We start from the raw sequence: 24,409 nt of genomic DNA, 5'->3' as shown, positions 1-24,409 counted from the left end.
GATGGCGTCGGGCTGCCACTCCTTGATCAGGGCTTCGACCTTCTGCCAGTCGGGTACGCCGTTCTGTGCCTTGAGCACGCACAGTTCGCGGGCCTGGCCGGTGACGGCCTGGCCGACGGCGACGCCGATCTGGCGAGTGCCGTAGTCGAAGCCGAGGAGCAGGCGGGGTGCGGTTGTCGGGCCGGCCATCAGGCGTGCCCGGCCTGGCTGGTGAGCAGGTTGAGGTTGACCCCCAGCCGTGCAGCGGCAGCGGCGAGGCGCTGGTCGCTGGGGGTGTCGAAGAGGATGGCCGGGTCGGCAGGGCAGGTGAGCCAGGCGTTTTCGGCCAGCTCGGCCTCCAGTTGCCCGGCCTGCCAGCCGGCATAGCCAAGGGCGATGAGGCTCTTCTGCGGGCCGCGGCCGTCGGCGATGGCGAACAGCACGTCCTGGGAGGTGGACAGCGCCAGGTCGCCCAGGTCCAGGGTGGCCTGGTACTGCAGGCCGCTGGGGTGCAGGACGAAGCCGCGGTCGGTCTGCACGGGGCCGCCGGCGTAGATGGGCAGGCTCTGGCAGTGGGCGGGGGCGGTGTCGTCGGGGCGCAGTTGTTCGAGCACGTCACCGAGGCTGAGGCCGTTGGGGCGGTTGATCACCAGCCCCATGGCGCCTTGGTCGTTGTGCTCGACCAGGTAGGTGACGGTCTGCGCGAAGTTGGGATCGTCCATGTGGGGCATGGCGATCAGGAAGTGGTGCTTGAGGTAGCTGGGCGCGGTGCTTTTCATGGGCGCTAGTGTCGATCTTCGCGCCGCCGGCTTCAAGGGTGCCGGCTCAGTTGCTGGAGAGCCTGTCGCCCCGCTCGAAACGCCAGGTGCGAATGATTTCCAGGCGGTCGATGTCGGCCAGGTCACCGGTGAACGGGGAGAAGGGGGCGGCAAGGCGGACGATGCGCATGGCGGCCTGGTCCAGCACCTGCTGGCCGGAGGATTCCAGCACCTGCACTTCATAGAGGGTGCCGTCGCGGTTGATCGACACCAGCAACCTCAACGAGCCATAGATGCGCTGACGGCGGGCCTCTTCGGGGTAGTTGAGGTTGCCGACGCGTTCGATCTTCTTGCGCCATTCGTCCTTGTACCAGGCTCCTTTGTCACGCATGGTCGAGGCCGCGTTGAGGCGGTGGATGCGCGGGCGCTTGGCGTAGCGCTGCTGCTCCTGGGACAGTTCGGCCTCCAGGCTGGCGATCTCGGAGGACAATTGGGCGCTGTCGAATACCGGGGCCGGCGGGGTCTCAGGCTCGGGCTTGGCTTCCTCGCGCTTGACCGGGGTTTTCTGCGGTTTGGGTGCAGTGGTGGCGATGGCCGCCTTGGGGGCTTCCTGGCGCTGGGTCTGCTGGGGCGCGGCGGGCGGAGTGACCTTGCGGATCTCCTGATCCTGGAACATCGCCTGCTCGGTAGTCTTGGGCGTGTCCCTGTGCTCCAGGGTGCCGCTGCCTTGCTGGTCATTCTGGGCCAGGTAGTCGGCTTCCTTCGGCTTCTCGTCACTCTTGAAGGTGGCGAGGGTGATTTCCAGCGTCTTGCTGATCTGGCTGGGGTCGCTGAAGGTGAAGCCGACACCGAGGATGAGCGCGATGTGCAGCACCGCGGCGAGGAACAGGGTGAAGCCGAGCCTGTCCGCCGGGCGCACGCTGGCGGAGGGGAAGCGAGGGAGGTCAGCGGCTGCGTTCATCGCACATCGGGTCTGCTCAAAGTGGCGCGCAGTCTGCCGAACTGGGGCGGCAGGCTGCAAGCCGCAAGCTGCAAGGTGTTGACTGCGTCAAGCTTGCGGCTTGCTCTGGTTCGCCTCCAGACGGGTGGCAATGACGTCCATCAGGCGTTCGCCGATGCGGGTGTCGTATGCGGCGTCGATCTCGCGGATGCAGGTCGGGCTGGTGACGTTGATCTCGGTGAGGTGGTCGCCGATCACGTCGAGGCCGACGAACAGCAAGCCCTTCTCCCGCAGTACCGGACCGACGGTAGCAGCGATCTCGCGGTCCCGATCGGTCAGCGGGCGGGCTTCGCCCCGCCCCCCGGCGGCGAGGTTGCCGCGGGTCTCGCCGGCAGCGGGAATGCGTGCCAGGCAGTAAGGTACCGGTTCGCCGTCTATCATCAGGATACGTTTGTCGCCGTCGACGATTGCCGGCAGGTAGCGCTGCGCCATGATCTGCTCGGCGCCGTGGCGGGTGAGGGTCTCCAGGATCACCGAAAGGTTCGGGTCGCCCTCGCGGTGACGAAAAATCATCGAACCGCCCATGCCATCAAGGGGTTTGAGAATGATGTCACGCTGCTCTTTTGCAAACTCGCGCAGAATGTCGGGCCGTCGACTCACCAGGGTCGTCGGGGTGAGGTGCGGGAAGAGTGTGGCGAAGAACTTCTCGTTGCAGTCGCGCAGGCTCTGCGGACGGTTCACCACCAGCACGCCGGCGCGCTCGGCCTGCTCCAGCAGGTAGGTGGAGTAGATGAACTCGTTGTCGAAGGGCGGATCCTTGCGCATGAGGATCACATCGAGGTCGGCGAGCGGGGTGTCCTGCTCATCCCCGAGGACATACCAGCCCGTAGGGTCGGCTTTCACCTCGAGTGGTTTCATGCGGGCACGGGCTACGCCTGCTGCCTGGTAAAGATCCTGCTGCTCCATATAGAAGAGGGACCAGCCACGAGCCTGGGCCGCGAGAAGCATGGCCAGGGAGCTGTCCTTCTTGAAGTTGATCTGCGCAATGGGGTCCATGACGATCCCGAGGCGAACGCTCATGGGTGGTGTCTCCGCAACTCGTGAAGTGAAGAAGGGGCCTCGATCGGGCCCCGGAAGAGGCGCTCAGGGTGGCGCTGGAGGCGATTGCGGTCAAGGGAAACCTCGCCGTACGAACTGGCAAATCCATGGCGTAGGCGGTTTCTGGCTTGCGTCTGGAGAGTGTGCTAAAAAGGCCCGACGATTGGGTCGCAGCCCGTCGCTGACAGGGCCTCAGGCGCACTGAACGAAGCTAATAACGACTCACCGAGGCGATGGTAGGGCGAACATGGAACAGCATTCCGAGGGTTTGAAGGTGATGGTGATCGACGATTCGAAGACGATTCGTCGCACCGCTGAAACTCTGCTGAAGAAGGTGGGTTGCGAGGTCATCACGGCTGTCGACGGTTTCGATGCTCTGGCCAAGATCGCGGACACACACCCGAACATCATCTTTGTCGACATCATGATGCCGCGTCTCGACGGTTATCAGACCTGCGCCCTGATCAAGAACAACAGTGCTTTCAAATCCACCCCGGTGATCATGCTGTCCTCCAAGGACGGCCTGTTCGACAAGGCCAAGGGTCGCATCGTCGGTTCCGACCAGTACCTCACCAAGCCCTTCAGCAAGGAAGAACTGCTCGGCGCGATCAAGACCCATGTGCCTGATTTCACCCCGGTGGAACAAGCCTCCTGAAGTCCGGCCCGTGTGGCTGGAAGTGCCTTTCCGTATTGGGGACAAACATGGCTCGTATTCTGATTGTTGATGACTCGCCGACCGAAATGTACAAGCTGACCGCCATGCTCGAAAAACATGGTCATCAGGTACTTAAGGCGGAAAATGGCGCCGATGGCGTCGCCCTGGCTCGCCAGGAAAAGCCCGATGCCGTGCTGATGGATATCGTCATGCCTGGCCTCAATGGCTTTCAGGCGACTCGTCAGCTGACCAAGGACGCCGAAACCAGCCACATTCCGGTGATCATCGTCACCACCAAGGATCAGGAAACCGACAAGGTCTGGGGTAAGCGCCAGGGCGCGAAGGATTACCTGACCAAGCCGATCGATGAAGACACGCTGCTGAAAACCCTTAACGCGGTGCTGGCCGGCTGATGCCGGTAGCACCGTGAAGTCCCAGAAGAAGGCTCAGCCCCGCATGTCGGATGCAAAGACCCCATTCCAGATACTCCTCGAGATCGACCAGCGCTGCCGCGCCCTGGCGGCGGGCTTGCCCGCCCAGCAGGAAACGGTCCAGACCTGGAGTGGGATCGGCTTCCGCATGGGTGAGCGCTTCTTCGTGGCGTCCATGGGTGAAGTGGGCGAGGTGCTCCACGAGCCCCGTTACACCTTGCTTCCGGGGGTAAAACCCTGGGTCAAGGGCGTCGCAAACGTCCGTGGCCGGCTGCTGCCGATCATGGACCTGTGCGGATTCTTCGGCGGCGAGCTGTCATCCCTGCGCAAGCAGCGCCGGGTGCTGGTGGTGGACCATCAGGAAATCTTCGCCGGCCTCATCGTCGACGAAGTCTTCGGTATGCAGCACTTCCCGGTGGATTCGTTCTCCGAGGAGCTGCCGCCGCTCGAAGCCAATATCCAGTCATTCATCCACGGCGTGTTCCAGCGTGAGCATCCCTGGCTGGTGTTCAGCCCTCATGCGCTGGCCCAGCACCAGGTGTTCCTGGACGTCGCGGTCTAGTTCCCAGCGCGCAGGCTCTCGGGCCTGCGCGCAGGGCCGTTTCCGGGAGGGGCGGTCCGATCGGTCGGAGTGCAGTGTCTCCGGCTGACCCAGGCACCATCGTGTGCCGTTGATCCACGGTTGGGCCGGTCTATACCGGCCCTTGGCGTTACATGGAAATCGTTGTGTAGTTGGTCCAGGCGGGGGCCCGATAATGAAAAAACTGAACGCAGGCAATCTACTCGCGGGTGCGCGCAGCAGTACGTTGATCGCCGGACTCTTCGTGGTCCTGATCGTCTCCATCGTGCTGCTGTTCGCCAACTTCGCGTACCTCAACACGCAGGCGAACCACGACCAGGAATACCTCGGCCACTCCGGTGAGCTGCGGGTTCTGTCCCAGCGTATCGCCAAGAACGCCACCGAAGCGGCGGCGGGCAAGCCCGAGGCCTTCGTTCTGTTGAAGGAAGCGCGCAACGACTTCGAGAAACGCTGGAATATTCTGATGAGCGGCGACGCGGAGACCGGCCTGCCGCCGGCGCCCGAGGCCGTGAAGGCCGAGATGGATGCCGTGCAGGCCGACTGGAACAGCCTGAGGCAGAACTCCGACGCCATCCTGGCCAGCGAGCAGACCGTACTCTCCCTGCACCAGGTAGCCGGCACCCTCGCCGAGACCATCCCGCAGCTGCAGGTCGAGTACGAGGAAGTCGTGGACATCCTGCTGGAAAGCGGCGCCCCCGCAGCCCAGGTTTCCGTGGCCCAGCGTCAGTCGCTGCTGGCCGAACGGATCCTCGGCTCCGTGAACAAGGTACTGGCCGGTGATCAGGACTCCGTGCAGGCTGCCGACATGTTCGGTCGCGACGCCAGCCTTTTCGGCCGCGTACTGAACGCGATGCTCGAAGGCAACGCCGCCATGGAAATCACCAAGGTGACCGACAGTGAGGCCCTGGAGCGCCTGCAGGAGATTTCCGAACTGTTCGAGTTCGTCTCCGGCTCCGTGGACGAGATTCTCGAAACCTCGCCCGAACTCTTCCAGGTCCGCGAATCCGCCAACACCATCTTCACCGGCTCCCAGACCCTGCTGGACAAAGCGTCCCAACTGGCCGCCGGCTTCGAGGAACAGGCCGATGGCCGCAGCCTGAACACCCTGGCCGGTTACGTCCTCGGTGCCCTGGCACTGGGCTCGATCATCCTGATCGGCCTGGTCATGGTTCAGACCACCCGCCAGCGTCTGGCCGAGACCGCCGAGAAGAACGAACGTAACCAGGCTGCGATTCTGCGACTGCTCGACGAGATCGCCGACCTTGCAGACGGTGACTTGACCGTAGCAGCGACCGTAACCGAGGACTTCACCGGTGCGATCGCGGACTCGATCAACTACTCCATCGACCAGCTCCGCGAACTGGTAGAGACCATCAACCTGACCGCGGTGCAGGTAGCCGCCGCTGCCCAGGAAACCCAGGCCACCGCCATGCACCTGGCCGAGGCTTCCGAGCACCAGGCCCAGGAAATCGCCGGTGCGTCCGCCGCGATCAACGAAATGGCCGTGTCGATTGACCAGGTATCGGCGAACGCCTCGGAGTCCTCCGCGGTAGCGGAGCGTTCCGTAGCCATCGCCAACAAGGGCAACGAAGTGGTGCACAACACCATCACCGGCATGGACAACATCCGCGAGCAGATCCAGGACACCTCCAAGCGAATCAAGCGTCTCGGTGAATCGTCCCAGGAGATCGGTGACATCGTGAGCCTGATTAACGACATCGCCGACCAGACCAACATCCTTGCACTGAACGCCGCGATCCAGGCGTCCATGGCGGGCGACGCGGGTCGAGGCTTCGCCGTGGTAGCGGACGAGGTACAGCGCCTCGCAGAACGCTCCTCCGCCGCGACCAAGCAGATCGAGGCCCTGGTTAAAACCATTCAGACCGACACCAACGAAGCAGTTATCTCCATGGAGCAGACCACCTCCGAAGTGGTACGCGGTGCCCGCCTCGCGCAGGACGCCGGTGTGGCCCTGGAGGAGATCGAGAAGGTATCCAAGACCCTCGCGGCCCTGATCCAGAACATCTCCAACGCGGCGCGCCAGCAGGCGTCGTCCGCGGGCCACATTTCCAACACCATGAACGTCATTCAGGAGATCACCTCGCAGACCTCCGCCGGTACCACGGCAACCGCCAAGAGCATCGGTAACCTCGCCAAGATGGCGAGTGAGATGCGCAAGTCGGTATCCGGCTTCAACCTGCCGGACGCAGACCGGGCCTGAACAAGGGAGGTGCCGCAGCCTGAGGCTGCGGCGCAACGGCCATGAGCGAGAGGCACGACAGCATGCAGCCTGGCGGCGTGTGGGCCTTGAAACCCATGGCCGATATGACCCCCGCGCAGTTCCATGACTGGCAATCGCTGCTCGAGGAACGCACCGGCGTGGTCATCAACGAGCAGCGACGCTCGTTCCTGCAGACCAACCTAACCGCGCGGATGCGTGAGCTGGGCGTAGACGACTACACCCTCTACTTCCGCCAGGTCACCGACGGGCCGCGTGGTGCCGTCGAATGGTCGACCCTGCTGGACCGCCTCACCGTTCAGGAAACCCGTTTCTTCCGCCATGGCCCCTCGTTCGACCTGCTCTGCACTTACCTGCGCGAGCGCGTCGCGAGGGGGCTGGACAGCCCCCTCGCCCTCTGGAGCGTCGGCTGTTCCAGTGGCGAAGAACCGTATTCCCTGGCCATTGCGGCCGCCGAGGCCCTCATGGGCAGCGAGCGGCCCGATTATTTTGGTGTCACCGGCACCGACATCAGCCTCAGCGCGCTGAACAAGGCTCGCGAGGGGGTGTACGGCGCCCGGCGCCTGGAGCACCTGGACGGCGACATGGGCGAGCGCTATTTCCAGTCTCTGGGCGATGGCCGTTTCAAAGTTGTGGAGAGCCTGGCCGCGCGCGTGTGTTGCGCCCGGCTCAATGTGCTGGAACTGGCGAAGGCGCCAATGTCCGGCATGGACGTAATCTTCTGTCAGAACCTGCTGATCTATTTCCGCCGCTGGCGTCGCCGTGAAATCCTCAATCGCCTGGCCGAGCGCCTGGCGCCCGGTGGGCTCATGGTGATCGGCGTCGGTGAAGTGGTTGGTTGGCACCATCCGGACCTGGAGCCGGTGGCCGACGATCAGGTTCTGGCATTCACCCGGAAGGGATAGCAGACGGCTATGAGTGATCGGCACGATTATGTCGCCCTGGAGTGGGTCAAGGGCGAGATCGCGGAAACCCTGAAGCAGGCCCGCCAGGCCCTGGAGGCGTTCGTCGAGAACACCCAGGACCCGACGCGCATGCGTTTCTGCCAGACCTACGTGCACCAGGTCCACGGCACCCTGCAGATGGTCGAGTTCTACGGCGCGGCCCTGCTCGCCGAGGAAATGGAGCAGCTCGCCCAGGCGCTGATGGAAGGCCGCGTGACCAACCAGGGCGAAGCCCTGGAGGTGCTCATGCAGGCCATCCTGCAACTGCCGGTCTACCTGGATCGCATCCAGAGCGCACGCCGCGACCTGCCCATGGTCGTCCTGCCGCTGCTCAACGACCTGCGCGCCGCCCGTGGCGAGAAGCTGCTGTCCGAAACCAGCCTGTTCTCCCCTGATCTCTCCAGCCGCACCCCCGCACTGTCGGTGGATGCGCTGGCCCGCATGCGCACCGCCGAACTGCCGGTACTGCTGCGCAAGCTGCGGCAGATGCTGCAGATGGCCCTGGTGGGAATCATCCGTGGCCAGGACCTGGCCACCAACCTCGGCTACATGGCCCGCGTCTTCGCCCGCCTCGAATCGCTGTGCAAGGAGGCCCCGTTGGGTACCTTGTGGCCCATCGCCTCCGGCATGGTCGAAGGCCTGGCCAATGGCAGCGTGGTCAACGGCACCTCCGTCCGCACCCTGCTGCGTCAGATCGACAAGGAGCTCAAGCGCCTGGTCGACCAGGGCGCCGATGGCATCAACCAGCCGGCCCCGGACGAACTGGTCAAGAATCTGCTGTTCTACATCGCCAAGGCCCCGGCCCAGTCACCGCGCATCCGTGCCCTGAAGGAGCAGTACCGCCTCGACGAAGCACTGCCCGACACCGACGTGGTGGACGAGGAGCGCGCCCGCCTGGCCGGCCCCGACCGCGACGCCATGCGCTCGGTGGTCACCGCCCTCTGCGAAGAGCTGGTCCGCGTCAAGGACAGCCTCGACATCTTCGTGCGCAGCGACCGCCGCGGCGTCACCGAGCTGGATGCCCTGCTCGCGCCCCTCAAGCAGATCGCAGACACCCTCGCCGTGCTCGGTTTCGGCCAGCCGCGCCGGGTCATTCTCGACCAGATCGACGTCATCCACAGCCTGTCCCTCGGCCAGCGCGAGCCCAACGACGCTGTCCTCATGGATGTCGCCGGCGCCCTGCTGTACGTCGAGGCAACCCTCGCCGGCATGGTCGGCCCGGCCGATGACGGCTCCAGCGAAGAGAGCCACCTGCCCACCACCGACGTGGCGCAGATTCATCAACTGGTGATCAAGGAAGCGCGCAACGGCCTCGAACAGGCCAAGGACGCGATCATCGAGTTCATCGCGTCCCAGTGGAACCACGAACACCTGGCCCGCGTACCGGATCTGCTGACCCAGGTCCGTGGCGGCCTGGCGATGATCCCGCTGGCACGCGCTGCCGCCCTGCTGGAAGCCTGCAACCGCTACATCCAGGAACAGCTCCTGGCCCGCAAGGCCGTGCCCAACTGGCAGAGCCTGGATACCCTGGCCGACGCCATCACCAGCGTCGAGTACTACCTGGAGCGCCTCTCCGAAGACCATGCCACCCAAGGTGACATGATCCTCGACGTGGCCGAGGAGAGCCTGGAGAACCTGGGTTACCCGCTCAAGGCCAAGCCCTCCATCCTCGATCTTCCGGAGTTCCAGACCGAAGAACCCGCCCCGCTGGCCGACCCGGTTGAGGAAATCGAAGTTCTCGCCGAGGAAGCCCCCGCGACGGTCGAGCCCCTGGCCTTCGAACCCTTGCCGGTCGAGCCGGAAATCACGCTCGATGCCGGCTTCGCCGAGGTTCCTGCCCCGGTGGAAGAGGTGCCCGCACTGGTGGATGCCCTGCCGGAACTCGAACCGCTGGACAGCGCCGAGCCGGTGGCCTTCGACGCACTGCCCGAACTGGAGCCGCTGCCCGAGCTGGATGCGCAGCCGCTGCTGGACGAACCCCTGGAGCTGGGCACCCTCGACAGCTTCGAGACCACCGAGCTGAAGGCCGATGATGCGCCGACGCTGCTGGTCTCCGATGACAACTGGAACCTCGGTGAGCCGGAGGCCCAGTCGCCCGACGTCATCGACTTCGGCCTCGACGCCCCGCTGGAGCTGGAATCCCTCGATCAGCCCAAGCCGGCCGACGAGCCCTTCGCCTCCTTCGACCTCGAGGCACTGGAGCCGCTGCCGGCTGCCGAGCCTCTCGAACCGATGCTGGACGAGCCCCTCAGCCTCGAGCCGCTGCCCGAAGCCACCCCCAGCTGGGACGACGTGGAGCTGAGTGGCCTCGACCTGCCGGAGGTCGACCTGCCCTCTGCTCCGCTGGAGCCCGTTGTCGCTCCGGTCGAAGAGGCGCCCCGCGCGCTGTCCATGGCCGATGTCATGGCCGCTCCGGTGCAGCCGATCAACCCGCCCGCCGGCGAAGTTCCGCCCAGCCTGTTGCCGCCGCCTGCCGACGAAGAGCCGGTGGACGACGAACTGCTGGAGGTCTTCATCGAAGAAGCCGGCGAAGTGCTGGAAACCATTGGCGACTACCTGCCGCGCTGGTGCGCCAACACCGACGACAAGGATGCGCTGACCGAAGTCCGCCGCGCCTTCCACACCCTCAAGGGCAGCGGCCGCATGGTCCGCGCGCTGGTCATCGGCGAGCTGTCATGGTCCATCGAGAACCTGCTCAACCGCGTGCTCGACCGCAGCATCCAGCCGGATGAAGACGTCAAGGGCGTGGTCAACGACGTGGTCGCCCTGCTGCCGCAACTGGTGGACGAATTCGCCGCCAAGGCCCAGCGCCAGCGTGACGATGTCGACCACCTGGCCGCCGAGGCGCACGCCCTGGCCAAGGGGCAGCGCCTCCCAAAATCTGAAGCCCCGGTCTCCGTACAGGCTGCCGAGCCCGTGGGCGAGCTTCCTTCTCAGCCCGAAGTGGCCGCGCCGACCGCTGTCTACAGCGCGTCGACCGATGAAGAGCCGCTCGACCCGCAGTTGCTGGACATCTTCCGCAACGAGGCCGAAGCCCATCTGGAAACCCTCGTCGGCTTCCTTGCCGATTGTTCGCAGTCCCTGCCGCAGCCGGTGACCGACAACCTCCAGCGCGCCCTGCACACCCTCAAGGGCAGTGCACACATGGCCGGCATCCTGCCGATCGCCGCCATCGCCATGCCGCTGGAGAAACTGGCCAAGGAGTACAAGACCAACCTGATCCAGATGGACCTGGTGGATGCCGAACTGCTGCGCGATGCCGAGCAGCTCTTCCGCATCGGCCTGGAGCAACTGGAAACCGCCCCGTTGCGCCCGATCCCCGGGACCGAGGCCTTCCTCGAGCGCGTCCAGCGTCTGCACGCCGAGCGTATCGGCGCCGCCGAAGCCGCTCGCCTGGGCGAGCAGGGCCAGTCCGGGCGCGACCCGCAACTGATCTCCATCTTCCTCGCCGAAGGCATGGACATCCTCCTGGATGCCGAGGACCTGCTGCGCCGCTGGCGCGAGCACCCCTCCGAACGCCAGGAACTGGGCGCCCTGCTGGAAGAGCTGAACACCCTCGGCCGAGGTGCCGAGATGGCCGAGCTGCCGCAGATCGAAGAACTCTGCGAAGCCCTGCTGGACACCTACGGTGCCGTCGAGGAAGGCAGCCTGCCGGTCAGCGAACGCTTCTTCGACGAGGCCGAGCGGGCCCACGAAGCGCTGATCAGCATGATGGACCAGGTCGCCGCGGCCCTTCAGGTCACGCCTCAACCGGAGCGGGTCCAGGCCCTGCGCGACCTGCTCCAGCAGGCCGTCGACCCGGCAGCCCTCGCGCTGCTGGACATGGATCGCGACACCGGGCTGCTGGTCGAAGAGCAGGACCAGGTGTTGCCGCCTGCCGCCGAGCCCGAGCTGCCGCCCGCGGACGCCGCCGCACTGCCGCCGCTGCCCGAGCTGGATGAAGTGCCGGCCTTTGAGCAGGTGACCCTGCCGGAGCTGGTGGATGAGGCCATCGAGCCGATGTCTGCTCCGGTCGCCGAGCCTGCCGCAGCCGTCGAAGCGGCTACCGCACCGTTGGCCTACGAGAACCTCGATGAAGAGATGGTCTCCATCTTCCTCGAAGAGGCCGTGGACATCCTGGAAAGCGCCGGCCAGGCGCTGGAACGCTGGCTCGACGAGCCGGACAATCACGCGCCGCTGCACTCGCTGCAGCGTGACCTGCACACCCTCAAGGGCGGTGCGCGCATGGCCGAGATTGCCCCCATCGGCGACCTCGCCCACGAACTCGAGTCCCTCTACGAAGGGTTGGTGGACCGTCGCTTCAACCATTCCCCGGCATTGGCCGGCCTGCTCCAGGCCAGCCATGACGACCTGGCCGTGATGCTCGACCAGCTCCAGGCCCGTCAGCCGCTGCGTAACCCGGAGGCGCTGATCCAGGCGATTCGCGCGTTTCGCCAAGGCGGTACGGTAAGCCTGCCCGTCGCGCCGGTGGCCGAGGCCCCGGTTGACGAAGTCATCGTCCCGCCGGCAGAGGCGCAAGCGCCTGCCTTGCCGGATGAGGTGTCCGAAGAGTCCCTCGAATTGAATGCCGGCCTGCTTGAGCTGGACGATGACGTCCTGCCGCTGCCGGCCCTTGACGAGCCTGACGCCGACGCCCCGCGGGTGCTGGAAGACCTGCCCCTGCCGGAGACCGACGAGCCGGCGCTCGTGGAAAGCCCCGAGGCCGATGCCTGGCTGCTTGACGAGACCGAAAGCGTCCTGTCGCCTGCCCCCGAAGCCGAAGCCGAAGCCGAAGCCGAAGCCGAAGCCGAAGCCGAAGCCGAAGCCGAAGCCGAAGCCGAAGCCGAAGCCGAAGCCACACTTTCTCCCGAGCCCGAGCCCGAGCCCGAGCCCGAGCCCGAGCCCGAGCCCGAGCCCGAGCCCGAGCTGGACGCCGAATGGCTGCCGGTGGATGAAGCCCCGGCGCTGCCGGAGGTGGTTGACGCGCCGAGCATCGAGCAGGAGCTGCCCGAGGTGACCGAGACGCCCGCCCCGGTCGAGCCGGTTGCACCGGCTCCCGTGGTGAGCGAGCCGGTCCACAGCGCCTTCGATGATCGCGATCCCGAACTGGTGGAAATCTTCCTCGAGGAAGGCTTCGACATCATCGAAAGCGCGGGCAATGCCCTGCAGCGCTGGATGGAGGATGTCGACAACCTGCTGGAAGTCGAAGCCCTGCAGCGCGACCTGCACACCCTCAAGGGTGGTGCGCGCATGGCCGAGATCCGCGAGATCGGCGACCTCGCCCACGAACTGGAGTTCCTCTACGAAGGCCTCTGTGGCGGCCGCCTGCGCGCCAGCCCGACCTTGTTCGGGTTGCTGCAGTCCTGCCATGACCGCCTCGCCGAGATGCTCGAAGCCGTGCGTGACAAGCGCGCGGTACCGGACGGCAGTGTGCTGATCGACGCGATCCGCCGCTTCCGTGCCAACCCCGACGAACAACTCAGCATGCCCTCCAGCGTGCACCTGCAGCCTGTAGCCGCTGCGCCGGTGGTGGAGGACGAGGAAGCAGAAGCCGACATCCTCGACATCTTCCTCGAAGAGGGTGATGACCTGCTGGAAGCGATGGAGCGCACCATTGGCCGCTGGGAAGAGAAGCGTGACGACAGCGCCCAGATCGACGACCTGCTGCGCCTGTTGCACACCCTCAAGGGCGGTGCGCGCCTGGCCGGCCAGAAGCGCCTGGGCGACCTCAGTCACGACCTGGAGCAGCACCTGACCGAAGCGCTGCAACAGGGCGCGCCCTGGCCCGAGAGCCTGTTCCTCGACGTGCAGTCCGGCTTCGAAGGCCTGCAGGCCGAGCTCGACCAACTGCGTCAGCGCCTGGATGCCAGCCTTGCGGACGAGCCTGAAGCAACTGCCGAAGCGGCTCCCGAGCCGATGCCCCAGCCGACCCTCGCAGCCCCTATCGTGGCGGCGAGCGCCCTACCGGTGGCAGTGAGCGAAGACAAGATCCTGCCGTTCGTGCTCAAGGCCCAGGAGGCCGCCCAGGACGCTGCCGCGCGTCGTGCGCCGCAGGAAATGGTCAAGGTGCCGGCCGACCTGCTGGAAGGCCTGGTCAACCTGGCGGGCGAAACGTCCATCTTCCGTGGCCGTGTCGAGCAGCAGGTGAGCGACTTCAGCTTCACCCTGAGCGAAATGGAATCCACCATCGAGCGGGTTCGCGACCAGCTCCGTCGTCTCGACACCGAGACCCAGGCGCAGATCCTCAGCCGCTACCAGGCCGAGGCCGAGCGCGCCGGCTACGAAGACTTCGACCCGCTGGAAATGGACCGCCATTCCCAGCTGCAACAGCTCTCCCGCGCGCTGTTCGAGTCCGCGTCCGACTTGCTGGACCTGAAGGAAACCCTGGCGGCGCGTAACCGCGACGCCGAAACCCTGCTGCTGCAACAGGCACGGGTCAACACCGAGCTTCAGGAAGGTCTCATGCGCACCCGCATGGTGCCCTTCGACCGCCTCGTACCGCGCCTGCGTCGCATCGTGCGCCAGGTGGCCAGCGAGCTGGGCAAGCAGGTGGAGTTCCTCGTCGGCAACGCCGAGGGCGAAATGGACCGGACCGTGCTCGAGCGCATCGTCGCGCCCCTGGAGCACATGCTGCGCAACGCCGTCGACCATGGCATCGAGCCGGTCGAACTGCGCCGCGCCGCCGGCAAGCCCGACGCCGGTACCATCCGCCTGACCCTGGGCCGCGAGGGTGGCGACATTCTCCTGACCCTGGCCGATGACGGTGGCGGTATCCGCCTCGACGCCGTGCGCCGCAAGGCCATCGAGCGCGGGCTGATGGACGCCGACTCCCAGCTTTCCGACCACGAGGTGCTGCAGTTCATCCTCGAGGCCGGTTTCTCCACCGCCGAAAGGGTCACGCAGATCTCCGGGCGTGGCGTGGGCATGGACGTGGTGCACTCCGAGGTCAAGCAGCTCGGTGGCTCCATGAGCATCGAGTCGACCCCGGGCGAGGGCTCGCGCTTCCTCATCCGCCTGCCGTTCACCGTGTCGGTCAACCGTGCACTGATGGTGCTCTCCGGTGAGGACCTCTACGCCATCCCGCTGAACACCATCGAAGGCATCGTGCGGGTCTCCCCGTATGAGCTGGAGACCTACTACCAGCCGGACGCGCCGCGCTTCGAGTACGCCGGCCAGGCCTACGAGCTGAAATACCTGGGCGACCTGCTGAACAACGGCCAGCATCCCAAGCTGGTGGGCCAGAGCCTGCCGCTGCCGGTGATCCTGGTGCGTTCCACCGAGCACGCCGTGGCCGTCCAGGTGGACGCCCTGGCCGGCTCCCGCGAGATCGTGGTAAAGGGCCTCGGCCCGCAGTTCGCCGGGGTGCAGGGCATCTCCGGTGCCACCATCCTCGGGGACGGCCGCGTGGTGGTGATTCTCGACCTGCTGGCGACCATTCGTGCGCGCCATGCGCACCAGGTGCAGATGCTGCCGCGCACCACCAGCCAGGCCGCCCTGCCGGCGGAGCTGGACCACGACCGCCCGCCAGTGGTCATGGTGGTGGACGATTCGGTCACCGTGCGCAAGGTCACCAGCCGCCTGCTGGAACGCAATGGCATGAACGTGCTGACCGCCAAGGACGGGGTGGATGCCATCGCCCAGCTGCAGGAGCACCGCCCCGACGTCATGCTGCTGGACATCGAAATGCCGCGCATGGACGGCTTCGAAGTGGCCACCCTGGTACGCCACGACGCGAGCCTGAAGGACCTGCCGATCATCATGATCACCTCCCGTACCGGCGAGAAACACCGCGAGCGGGCGATGGCCATCGGCGTCAACGACTACCTGGGCAAGCCGTACCAGGAGTCCCTGCTGCTTGAAACCATCCAGCGACTGGTCAAGGGACATGACTGAGAAGACCTCTGCACGCATCGCCGTCATCGCCGACACCTCGCTGCAGCGCCATGTGCTGCAGCAGGCGCTGGTCGGCAACGGCTACCAGGTGATCCTCAACAGTGACCCGGCCCGTCTCGACGACGACGCCCTGAGCGCCTGTGACGCCGACCTCTGGTTGGTGGACCTGGCCCAGTCGGAAGACTCGCCGCTGGTGGACAGCCTGCTGGAGCGCGCCAGCGCCCCGGTGCTGTTCGGTGAAGGGCATGCCCCCGAGCGCCATTCGGAAAACTACCCGCGCTGGGAGCGCCGCCTGTTCGGCAAGCTCAAGCGCCTGGTGGGAGACCCCGCCGTGGCGGTCGGCCCGAGCCTGGAAGCGCTGATGGTCGAAGCCCAACGCCCTGCGCGTCTGGACCTGCCGCGTTCCCTGGCGGAGACCCCGCTGGTGGCTGGCGAGCCGGCTCGCCAGGTCTGGCTGCTGGCGGCATCCCTCGGCGGTCCGGCAGCGGTCAAGGCCTTCCTTGATGCACTGCCCGGCGGCCTGCCGGTGGGCTTCCTCTACGCCCAGCACATCGATCCCGCCTTCGAAAGCATCCTGCCCCAGGCTGTAGGCCGCCACAGCCAGTGGCCGGTCAACCTGGCTCGCCCCGGCGACCGCGTGCGCGCCGGCGAGGTGGTGGTGGTACCGATCGCCCAGGAGCTGACCTTTGCCGAAGACGGCGCGATGCTCATGGGCAATCGTCCCTGGCCCGAGCCCTATAGCCCGTCCATCGACCAGATCATGCTCAACCTCGCCCAGCACTTCGGCGAGCAGTGCGGCGTGATCGCCTTCAGCGGCATGGGCAGCGACGGCAGCGCTGCCGCCGCCTACGTGCGCCGCCAGGGGGCGCCGATCTGGACCCAGCGCGCCGAGAGCTGCGTCTGTTCGAGCATGCCCGACAGCCTGCGTGAAGGCGGCTACAGCAATTTCAGTGCCGACCCGCGCGAGCTGGCCCAGGCGCTGGTGAACCACCTGGCCGAGCAGTGCGCCTGAGGCGCCGCCGGTGGTCTTGAAGAATCCTTGAAGGAAACGCCATGAGCCAAGCCGTCGCCAACACCCAGAGTGCCAACAGCCTGACCGGGTTGCTGCTGCCGCTGTCCGACCGCACCCTGCTGGTGCCCAACGTGGCCGTGGCGGAGCTGATCCCCTACCGGGCGCCCCAGGCGTCCGCCGGGATGCCGGCCTGGTTCCTCGGCCAGGTGGCCTGGCGCGACCTGCGCCTACCCCTGCTGTCGTTCGAGGCGGCCAGCGGTGGCCAGCCCCAGGTGGGCTCCAGCGCGCGGGTGGTGGTGCTCAACGCCCTGGGCAGCCGTGCCCATGTGAAGTTCATCGCCCTGCTGGTGCAGGGCATTCCGCGTTCCCTCAAGGTCGACACCGACCTGCCCTCGGCGAATGCCGAGCTGCTGCCCCTGGAGCTGGGCTCGGTGCAGTTGGAGGACGGTATCGCCAAGATCCCGGACCTGGTCGCCCTGGAGCAACTCCTGGCGGATGCCGGCCTGATCTGAGCCGGCCGGGCCGCTGCGGCGGCCTGCTCCCTAGAAATCCCCCCACAACTGCTGGGCGACGCTCAGCGCGACCACCGGCGCGGTTTCCGTGCGCAGCACGCGCGGGCCCAGGCGTGCCGCCTGGAAGCCCTGCTGTTGGGCGGCTTCCACTTCGGCGTCGGACAGCCCGCCCTCCGGGCCGATGAGGAACGCCAGCGTGGCCGGTCGTGCATGGCTGGCCAGGGGCTCTGCCACCGGGTGAAGGACCAGCTTGAGGTCCGCCTCCACCTGCTTCTGCCACTCCCCCAGCGTCACCGGCGGGTGGATCACCGGCAGCACCGAGCGGCCGCATTGCTCGCAGGCGCTGATGGCCACCTGGCGCCAGTGGGCCAGGCGCTTGTCGGCACGCTCATCCTTCAGGCGCACTTCGCAGCGCTCGCTCACCAGGGGGGTGATCTCCGCTACCCCCAGCTCGGTGGCCTTCTGGATGGCCCAGTCCATGCGCTCGCCCCGGGACAGGCCCTGGCCGAGGTGGACCTTCAGCGGCGACTCGACCAGGCCGGCGAAGGCTTCGCGCAGTTCGACGCGGACGCTCTTCTTGCCGAGTTCCACCAGTTCGCCGATGAATTCCTGGCCCGAGCCGTCGAACAACTGGACGGCATCACCTTCAGTGAGGCGCAGCACGCGACCGATGTAGTGGGCCTGGGCCTCGGGCAGGGTGTGTTGTCCGAGGGCGAGGGGGGCGTCGATGAAAAAGCGGGAAAGGCGCATGGATTCGGCGGGCTGAAGAGGGAAAGCCGCAAGCTTACCCGCTTCGCCGCCCGCCGTTAAACCGCCTGACAGGCCGCTGCCCGGCTAGCCCGGGTCGCGGTGATTGGGGTGCAGGTCGGTCGCGACGGCCACGCTCACCCCGTCACGGGTGGCGATGTCGATGCCTTCGCTGGCCACCTCTGCGAGGAAGTCGATCTCCTCCGGGGTGATCACGTAGGGCGGCAGGAAGTACACCACGTTGCCCAGCGGACGAAGCAAAGCGCCGCGCTCCAGGGCGTGCTGGAACACCTTCAGGCCACGGCGCTCCTGCCAGGGGTAGGGCGTGCGGCTGGCCTTGTCCTGGACCATCTCCATGGCCAGCACCATGCCGGTCTGGCGGATCTCGGCGACGTGGGCGTGGTCGGCGAGGTGCGCGGTGGCGCTGGCCATGCGCGCGGCCAGGGCGCGGTTGGCCTCGATGACGTTGTCCTGCTCGAAGATGTCCAGGGTCGCCAGGGCGGCAGCGCAGGCCAGCGGATTGCCGGTGTAGGTGTGCGAGTGGAGGAAGGCGCGCAGGGTCTGGTAGTCGTCGTAGAAGCCCTGGTAGACGGCCTCCGAGGTGAGCACGGCGGCCATCGGCAGGTAGCCGCCGGTGAGTGCCTTGGAGAGCACCAGGAAGTCCGGGGCGATGCCGGCCTGCTCGCAGGCGAACATTGTGCCGGTGCGGCCGAAGCCGACGGCGATCTCGTCGTGGATCAGGTGCACGCCGTAGCGGTCGCAGGCCTCGCGCAGCAGCGTGAGGTAGATCGGGTGGTACATGCGCATGCCGCCGGCGCCCTGGATCAGCGGCTCGACGATCACGGCGGCGACCTCCTCGTGGTGTTCGGCGAGGGTCTGCTCCATGTGGGCGAACATGGCCCGCGAGTGGGCCTCCCAATTGACGCCTTCCGGGCGCAGGTAACAGTCCGGGGTCGGCACCTTGAGGGTGTCCATCAGCAGGGATTTGTAGGTTTCGGTGAACAGCGCCACGTCGCCGACCGACATCGCCGCGACGGTTTCACCGTGGTAGCTGTTGGTCAGGGTGACGAAGCGCTTCTTGCGCTCCAGGCCCTGGTTGCGCCAGAAGTGGTAGCTCATCTTCAGCGCCACTTCGATGCCCGAGGAGCCGTTGTCGGCATAGAAGACGCGGTCCAGGCCCCGGGGCGTGAGCTTCACCAGCCGCTCGGACAGCTCGATCACCGGCTGGTGGCTGAAGCCGGCGAGGATGACGTGCTCCAGTTGCTCGACCTGGTCCTTGATGCGCTGGTTGATGCGCGGGTTGGCGTGGCCGAACACGTTGACCCACCAGGAGCTGACCGCGTCCAGGTAGCGCTTGCCTTCGAAGTCCTCCAGCCACACGCCCTCGCCGCGGCGGATCGGCACCACCGGCAGGCGCTCGTGGTCCTTCATCTGGGTACAGGGATGCCACAGCACGGCGAGGTCGCGCTGCATCCAGTCGGCGTTTTGGCCCATGGTCGGTCTCCGGAAAGGTCGGGGAAGCCTATGCAATAGGGGTGAGATGGACAAGCGGGCCGATCCGGCACATCGCCGACGGGGTTCTCTGGTGGGGGCAGGGGCGCCTGGCGTATCCTGCGCGCCATTTGAAAGACGCTCGCTTTTCCTGGGGGAACCAATGTCTGCTGCCTGGCTGCGCGGGTGCGCGCTGATCCTGATCGGTTTGTTCTGCGTCGGTGCGCAGGGCAAGGAGAAACAACCCGCCGCGATCGTCGTCGGTGGCGGCATGGCCGGCCTGACGGCGGCTTATGAGCTTCAGCAGCAGGGCTGGCAGGTCACCCTGCTGGAGGCCAAGCCGTCCATCGGTGGCCGTTCCGGCCTGGCCACCACCGAGTGGATCGGCTCCGCCAAGCTGCAACCGACCCTCCACGCCTACCTCAAGGACTTCAAGCTCGGCACCATCCCGGCACCGGACTATGTGCGCGCTCCTGGCTACCTGGTGAGCGGTCGCTACTTCACCGAGGCCGACCTGCTGAAGGAAGCGCCTTCCACCGTCGAGGGCCTGAAGCGCTTCGACAAGAGTCTGGATGACCTCGCCGCGTCCATCGACGACCCGCTCAAGCCGCTGGTCAACCACACCCTGCAAAGCCTGGACGCCATCACCGCGTCCCGCTGGCTGGACAAGCTGGCCCTGCCGCCCACTGCCCGTGCCCTGGTGGACCAGCGCATTCGCTCCCGCTACGACGAGCCGTCGCGCCTGTCGCTGCTCTACCTGGCCCAGCAGGCCCGCGTCTACCGGGGCCTGCCGGAAGGTGACCTGCGCGCCGCGCGCCTGCCCGGCGGCAGCGCAGCCCTGGCCCAGGCGCTGGCGAAGAAACTGAAGACGGTGAAGACCAACGCCCGTGTCTCGGCCATCGTCCAGGACAAGGACGGCGTGACCGTGAAGGTTGGTGGCGCCGGCTACCGTGCCGACTACGTGGTGCTGGCCGTGCCGCTGCCGGCACTGGACAAGATCAGCCTCACACCGGCGCTGTCGGCGCTGCAGCTCAAGGCGCTGAAGGACATCAACTACGGCTGGCGTGACCAGTTGCTGCTCAAGTTCAAGAAGCCGGTCTGGGGCAAGAGCCGCCTTTCCGGTGAGGTCTACAGCGACCAGGGTCTGGGCATGTTGTGGGTCGAGCCGGCCCTGAAGGGCGGTGCCAACCTGCTGGTGAACATCTCCGGCGACAGCGCCCGCCTGCTGCAGGCCTTTGGCGACCGGCAGATGGTGGACCAGGTGCTGATCCGCCTGGACAAGTTCTTCCCCGGCGCCCGCGAGCAGTTCCAGGGCTTCGAGGTCCGTCGTTACGGCAAGGATGCGCTGGCCGGCGGCGCCTACCTGGCCTACGGCCCGGGCGAGATCAGCCAGTACTGGCGCCTGTGGGAAAAGCCGCTGCAGCGGGTGATCTTCGCCGGCGAGCACACCGACGCCCTCTACCCGGGCACCCTGGAAGGCGCCCTGCGCAGTGGCCAGCGCGCCGCCGGCCAGGCTCGCGACCTGTTCGCCGGCAAACCGCTGGAGCCTGTGGAGCAGGTCGCCGCGGCTGCGCCTGCCGCCCCGGCCAAGGCCGAGGCAGCCAAGCCGGAGAAGAAGGGCTTCTTCTCTTGGCTGTTCTGATTCCCTCGCCCTTTCACCCGTCCGGCGGCTGTACCAGCCGTCGGACATCTCTGTCAGACCTGTCCTATCGCTAAATTTTCCGCGTGCCGGGTCGTCTCCTATGATCGTATTGCTCGATATTTCAAAGCGACATTTTCTACTTTAATTCGATCTTTTTGCCGCTAGGCTTGTGGCCATTCGTTTTCAAGGGACCCTTCCTGATGCAGTGGCGCAACACTTCCGACCGCTTCGGCGCAATCAGCATTTTCCTGCACTGGGGCGTAGCCCTGGTGGTCTTCGGCCTGTTCGGCCTGGGGCTGTGGATGGTCGGCCTGGACTACTACAGCGGCTGGTACAAGACCGCGCCGGACATCCACAAAGGCCTCGGCGTGATGCTGTTCCTGGTGATGGGGCTGCGTCTGGTGTGGCGCTTCCTGAGCCCTCCGCCACCGGCACCTGCCAATCACGGCCGCATGACCCGCCTGGGTTCCAAACTGGGCCACCTGGCGCTGTACGCCGGCCTCTTCGCCCTGATGATCTCCGGCTACCTGATTTCCACTGCCGATGGCCGTGGCATCGAGGTGTTCGGGCTGTTCGAAGTGCCCGCCACCCTGACAACCATTCCCGACCAGGAAGACGTGGCCGGTGTGATCCACGAGTACCTCGCCTGGGGTCTGGTAATCTTCGCCGGCCTGCATGCCCTGGCTGCTCTCAAGCACCACTTCATCGATCGCGACGCCACCCTGGTCCGCATGCTCGGGCGCGCCGCCAAATAACGCTGCACCCTCACAAGGAGAAACACTGATGCTGAAGAAATCCCTCGCCGCGCTGACCCTCGGTGCTGCCCTGTTCGCCGGCCAGGCCATGGCTGCCGACTACGCCATCGACAAACAGGGCCAGCACGCCTTCGTCAACTTCAAGATCAGCCACCTGGGCTACAGCTGGCTCTACGGCACCTTCAAGGACTTCGACGGCACCTTCAGCTTCGACGCCAAGGCGCCCGAAGCCAGCAAGGTGAAGGTCGAGCTGAAGACCGGCAGTGTCGACACCAACCATGCCGAGCGCGACAAGCACATCAAGAGCGGTGACTTCCTGAACGTCAGCAAGCACCCGACCGCCACCTTCGAGTCCACCGGTGTGAAATCCACCGGCGAAGGCACCGCCGACGTGACCGGCAACCTGACCCTCAACGGCGTGACCAAGCCGGTGGTGATCAAGGCCAAGTTCATCGGCGAAGGCAGCGACCCGTGGGGCGGCTACCGTGCCGGCTTCGAAGGCACCACCACCCTGAAGCTGAAGGACTTCGACATCCAGAAGGACCTCGGCCCGGCTTCCCAGGAAGTCGAGCTGATCATCTCCTTCGAAGGTGTGCGCAAGTAACCTTCCCCAGGGAAATGGAAACGCCGGCGCAAGCCGGCGTTTCTGTTTCTGGCAGTTGGCCTGGCGTTACCGGGCACTGCACATGAAAACGCCGGCTTTCGCCGGCGTTTTCAATGGGGCTTGCTGTCAGCGGTTGCGGGTCAGCAGGGCGGGTTTTTCACCGCGCGGCCGGTTGCCGTTGCTCAGCTCGTCCAGTTGTTCCGGCGTCGGGAAGCGGTCGGCGCGGGATTCCTTGTGGATGATCTTCGGAGCCGGTTTGCGCGGCTCCTGAACAGCCGGCTCCTCGCGACGACGGGGTTCTTCCCGACGACCCTGGTTGCCGCCGCCCTGGGCACGCTGGCCGCCGCTGCCGCCACGGCGTTGGCCATTGTCACCACCGCTGCCGCCGGCGCCACCCTGGTTACGGGAGCGACCGCCATTGCCAGCGCCGCTTCCGCTGTTGCTGCGGGCGCCCTGACCCTGGCCTTGGCCTTGGCCGCCGCGACGGCCGCGGCCCTTGTCCTGGTACGGGCTGACGTAGTCGGCACGGTTGCCGAAGTTGTCCACGTCATCGTCCAGGAACTCTTCCGGGTCGCGGTCCCTCGGGACCGGCGGGGGGCCGGCAGGGCGGGAGGCTTGCTTGCCAGCCAGGTTCGCCGACTGCTGCTGCGGTTGGGCGCCGTCCGCCTTGCCCTTGCCCTTGCCGCGGCGCTTGCGGCTCTTCTTGGCCTTGCCTTCGCCATCGGCGGCAGCCTGGGCGGCCTGGGGCTTGTCGCCGTTGCTCGGCTCACGCTTGGGCTTGTCGGCGCGGGGCTTGCGCTCCGGCTTCGGCGGGCGTGCCTCGGGGCGCTCGGCCTCGACGGTGGAAGGGTCGAAGCCTTGCAGGTCGCCGTCGGGGATGCGCTGCTTGGTCAGGCGCTCGATGGCCTTGAGCAGTTTCTCTTCGTCCGGGGCCACCAGCGAGATGGCCTCGCCACTGCGACCGGCACGGCCGGTACGGCCGATGCGGTGGACGTAGTCTTCCTCGACGTTGGGCAGCTCGTAGTTGACCACGTGGGGCAACTGGTCGATGTCCAGGCCGCGCGCGGCGATGTCGGTGGCCACGAGGATGCGGATGGCGTTGGCCTTGAAGTCGGCCAGGGCCTTGGTGCGGGCGTTCTGGCTCTTGTTGCCGTGGATCGCAGCGGCCGGCAGGCCGTGCTTGTCCAGGTACTCGGCCAGGCGGTTGGCGCCGTGCTTGGTGCGGGTGAAGACCAGCACCTGTTCCCAGGCGCCGACGGTGACCAGGTGCGCCAGCAGGGCGCGCTTCTGGTTGGCCGGCAGGCGGAACACGCGTTGCTCGATGCGTTCGACCGTGGTGTTCGGCGGCGTGACCTCGATACGCTCGGGGTCTTGCAGCAGCTTGTTCGCCAGGTCGGTGATGTCCTTGGAGAAGGTCGCCGAGAACAGCAGGTTCTGGCGCTGCGCAGGCAGACGCGCGAGGACCTTCTTGACGTCGTGGATGAAGCCCATGTCGAGCATGCGGTCGGCTTCGTCCAGGACCAGGATCTCCACATGGGAGAGGTCGATGCTGCCCTGACCCATCAGGTCCAGCAGGCGGCCGGGGCAGGCCACCAGCACGTCGATGCCCTTGGACAGGGCCTGCACCTGGGGATTCATACCGACGCCGCCGAAGATGCAGGCGCTGGCCAGGGGCAGGTCGCGGGCGTACACCTTGAAGCTGTCGTGCACCTGGGCGGCCAGCTCGCGGGTCGGGGTCAGGACCAGTACCCGGGCTTGGCGCGCGACGCGGCGGTGGGATTTGTCCGGGTGGCCGTTGGGGAAGAGGCGTTCGAGAACCGGGAGGGCGAAGCCCCCGGTCTTGCCAGTGCCAGTCTGCGCCGCAACCATCAGGTCGCGACCTTGCAACACGGCGGGAATGGCCCGCTGTTGCACGGGAGTGGGCTGGGCGTAGCCGGCGGCTTCCACCGCGCCGACTAATGCCTCGGAGAGACCGAGGGAGGCAAAGGACATGGATGATCCTGTCTAGTTAGGGCTGGGCCCGGGGACTTGTCAGCCTGGCGAGGTACTGGACGAAAAGTGCTTTTCGTACAGGCCTTAGCAGCCGCTATGGGGAGCGCGGTGCCGTCCGGTCCCACTGGCGGAATGGAGGGCCAGTGTCCGGGCGAATG

Annotated in this window: 17 protein-coding genes and 1 pseudogene; 11 read left to right on the top strand and 7 right to left on the bottom strand. The window is 66.4% G+C overall.

What is annotated here, in order from left to right; genetic code table 11:
• From ruvX to gshB, 4 genes are all read right to left on the bottom strand, one after another.
• Positions 1-189: Holliday junction resolvase RuvX (gene ruvX, locus A7D27_RS13360; protein WP_083265626.1), on the bottom strand; the 189-nt coding region annotated here is incomplete at its 3' end.
• Entirely contained in the window at positions 189-758 is a 570-nt protein-coding gene (locus tag A7D27_RS13355; protein ID WP_069559187.1) for a YqgE/AlgH family protein, read from the bottom strand. The genes A7D27_RS13355 and ruvX, both read right to left, overlap by 1 nt.
• Positions 759-804: 46 nt before the next feature.
• Entirely contained in the window at positions 805-1,698 is an 894-nt protein-coding gene (locus tag A7D27_RS13350; RefSeq protein ID WP_069565168.1) for an energy transducer TonB, read from the bottom strand.
• A gap of 87 nt (positions 1,699-1,785) precedes the next feature.
• On the bottom strand, positions 1,786-2,757 hold the full coding sequence (gene gshB / locus A7D27_RS13345; protein ID WP_069559185.1) for a glutathione synthase: 972 nt from the start codon (positions 2,755-2,757) through the stop codon (positions 1,786-1,788).
• A 265-nt stretch (positions 2,758-3,022) separates the two neighbouring features.
• Here gshB and pilG point away from each other — a divergent pair, with 265 nt between their 5' ends.
• The 8 genes from pilG to A7D27_RS13300 all read left to right on the top strand — a co-directional run bounded on the left by pilG (position 3,023) and on the right by A7D27_RS13300 (position 17,020).
• Positions 3,023-3,430 carry a twitching motility response regulator PilG gene (gene pilG, locus A7D27_RS13340; protein ID WP_021218373.1) on the top strand — a complete coding sequence of 136 codons (408 nt, stop codon included), beginning with the start codon at positions 3,023-3,025 and terminating at the stop codon, positions 3,428-3,430.
• A 47-nt stretch (positions 3,431-3,477) separates the two neighbouring features.
• Positions 3,478-3,843, top strand: coding sequence for a twitching motility response regulator PilH (pilH, locus tag A7D27_RS13335; protein WP_003458790.1), 366 nt, complete (start codon positions 3,478-3,480; stop codon positions 3,841-3,843).
• 43 nt (positions 3,844-3,886) lie between these two features.
• Positions 3,887-4,423, top strand: a complete 537-nt coding sequence (locus A7D27_RS13330; RefSeq protein ID WP_069559184.1) for a chemotaxis protein CheW — start codon at positions 3,887-3,889, stop codon at positions 4,421-4,423.
• 193 nt (positions 4,424-4,616) lie between these two features.
• Positions 4,617-6,662, top strand: a complete 2,046-nt coding sequence (locus A7D27_RS13325; RefSeq protein WP_069565167.1) for a methyl-accepting chemotaxis protein — start codon at positions 4,617-4,619, stop codon at positions 6,660-6,662.
• A gap of 62 nt (positions 6,663-6,724) precedes the next feature.
• Entirely contained in the window at positions 6,725-7,585 is an 861-nt protein-coding gene (locus A7D27_RS13320) for a protein-glutamate O-methyltransferase CheR (RefSeq protein ID WP_069559241.1), read from the top strand.
• A 9-nt stretch (positions 7,586-7,594) separates the two neighbouring features.
• Positions 7,595-15,496, top strand: a complete 7,902-nt coding sequence (locus A7D27_RS27195; protein WP_083265625.1) for an Hpt domain-containing protein — start codon at positions 7,595-7,597, stop codon at positions 15,494-15,496.
• Positions 15,489-16,508 carry a chemotaxis protein CheB gene (locus tag A7D27_RS13305; RefSeq protein ID WP_069559181.1) on the top strand — a complete coding sequence of 340 codons (1,020 nt, stop codon included), beginning with the start codon at positions 15,489-15,491 and terminating at the stop codon, positions 16,506-16,508. The genes A7D27_RS27195 and A7D27_RS13305 overlap by 8 nt, the downstream gene beginning before the upstream one ends.
• A gap of 41 nt (positions 16,509-16,549) precedes the next feature.
• The gene (locus A7D27_RS13300; protein ID WP_069559180.1) at positions 16,550-17,020 is read left to right on the top strand and encodes a chemotaxis protein CheW; all 471 of its coding nucleotides are present in this window, start codon (positions 16,550-16,552) and stop codon (positions 17,018-17,020) included.
• Between the two features lie 30 nt (positions 17,021-17,050).
• On the opposite strand, the gene A7D27_RS13295 is transcribed toward A7D27_RS13300, so the two are convergent.
• Both A7D27_RS13295 and A7D27_RS13290 read right to left on the bottom strand, forming a co-directional pair.
• Positions 17,051-17,770: a 16S rRNA (uracil(1498)-N(3))-methyltransferase gene (locus A7D27_RS13295; protein ID WP_069559179.1), complete on the bottom strand. Its 720-nt coding sequence runs from the start codon at positions 17,768-17,770 to the stop codon at positions 17,051-17,053.
• A gap of 84 nt (positions 17,771-17,854) precedes the next feature.
• On the bottom strand, positions 17,855-19,261 hold the full coding sequence (locus A7D27_RS13290) for an adenosylmethionine--8-amino-7-oxononanoate transaminase (protein WP_069565166.1): 1,407 nt from the start codon (positions 19,259-19,261) through the stop codon (positions 17,855-17,857).
• A gap of 160 nt (positions 19,262-19,421) precedes the next feature.
• On the opposite strand from A7D27_RS13290, the pseudogene A7D27_RS13285 reads away from it, so the two are divergent.
• From A7D27_RS13285 to A7D27_RS13275, 3 genes and pseudogenes are all read left to right on the top strand, one after another.
• A pseudogene (locus A7D27_RS13285) lies at positions 19,422-20,897 on the top strand (flavin monoamine oxidase family protein); the annotation flags it as partial.
• A 203-nt stretch (positions 20,898-21,100) separates the two neighbouring features.
• Positions 21,101-21,655 carry a cytochrome b gene (locus A7D27_RS13280; protein ID WP_069565165.1) on the top strand — a complete coding sequence of 185 codons (555 nt, stop codon included), beginning with the start codon at positions 21,101-21,103 and terminating at the stop codon, positions 21,653-21,655.
• A 28-nt stretch (positions 21,656-21,683) separates the two neighbouring features.
• Positions 21,684-22,259: a YceI family protein gene (locus tag A7D27_RS13275; protein ID WP_069559175.1), complete on the top strand. Its 576-nt coding sequence runs from the start codon at positions 21,684-21,686 to the stop codon at positions 22,257-22,259.
• Between the two features lie 126 nt (positions 22,260-22,385).
• Here the strand turns inward: A7D27_RS13275 and A7D27_RS13270 are convergent, their stop codons facing one another.
• On the bottom strand, positions 22,386-24,251 hold the full coding sequence (locus A7D27_RS13270; protein WP_069565164.1) for a DEAD/DEAH box helicase: 1,866 nt from the start codon (positions 24,249-24,251) through the stop codon (positions 22,386-22,388).
• Between the last annotated feature and the right edge of the window lie 158 nt (positions 24,252-24,409).

Source organism: Pseudomonas sp. 1D4 (assembly GCF_001728925.1).
GTDB classification, from domain to species: Bacteria; Pseudomonadota; Gammaproteobacteria; order Pseudomonadales; family Pseudomonadaceae; genus Metapseudomonas; species Metapseudomonas otitidis.
The sequence above is the reverse complement of the archived record's forward strand: the minus strand, read 5'-3'. Positions and strand labels throughout refer to the sequence as shown.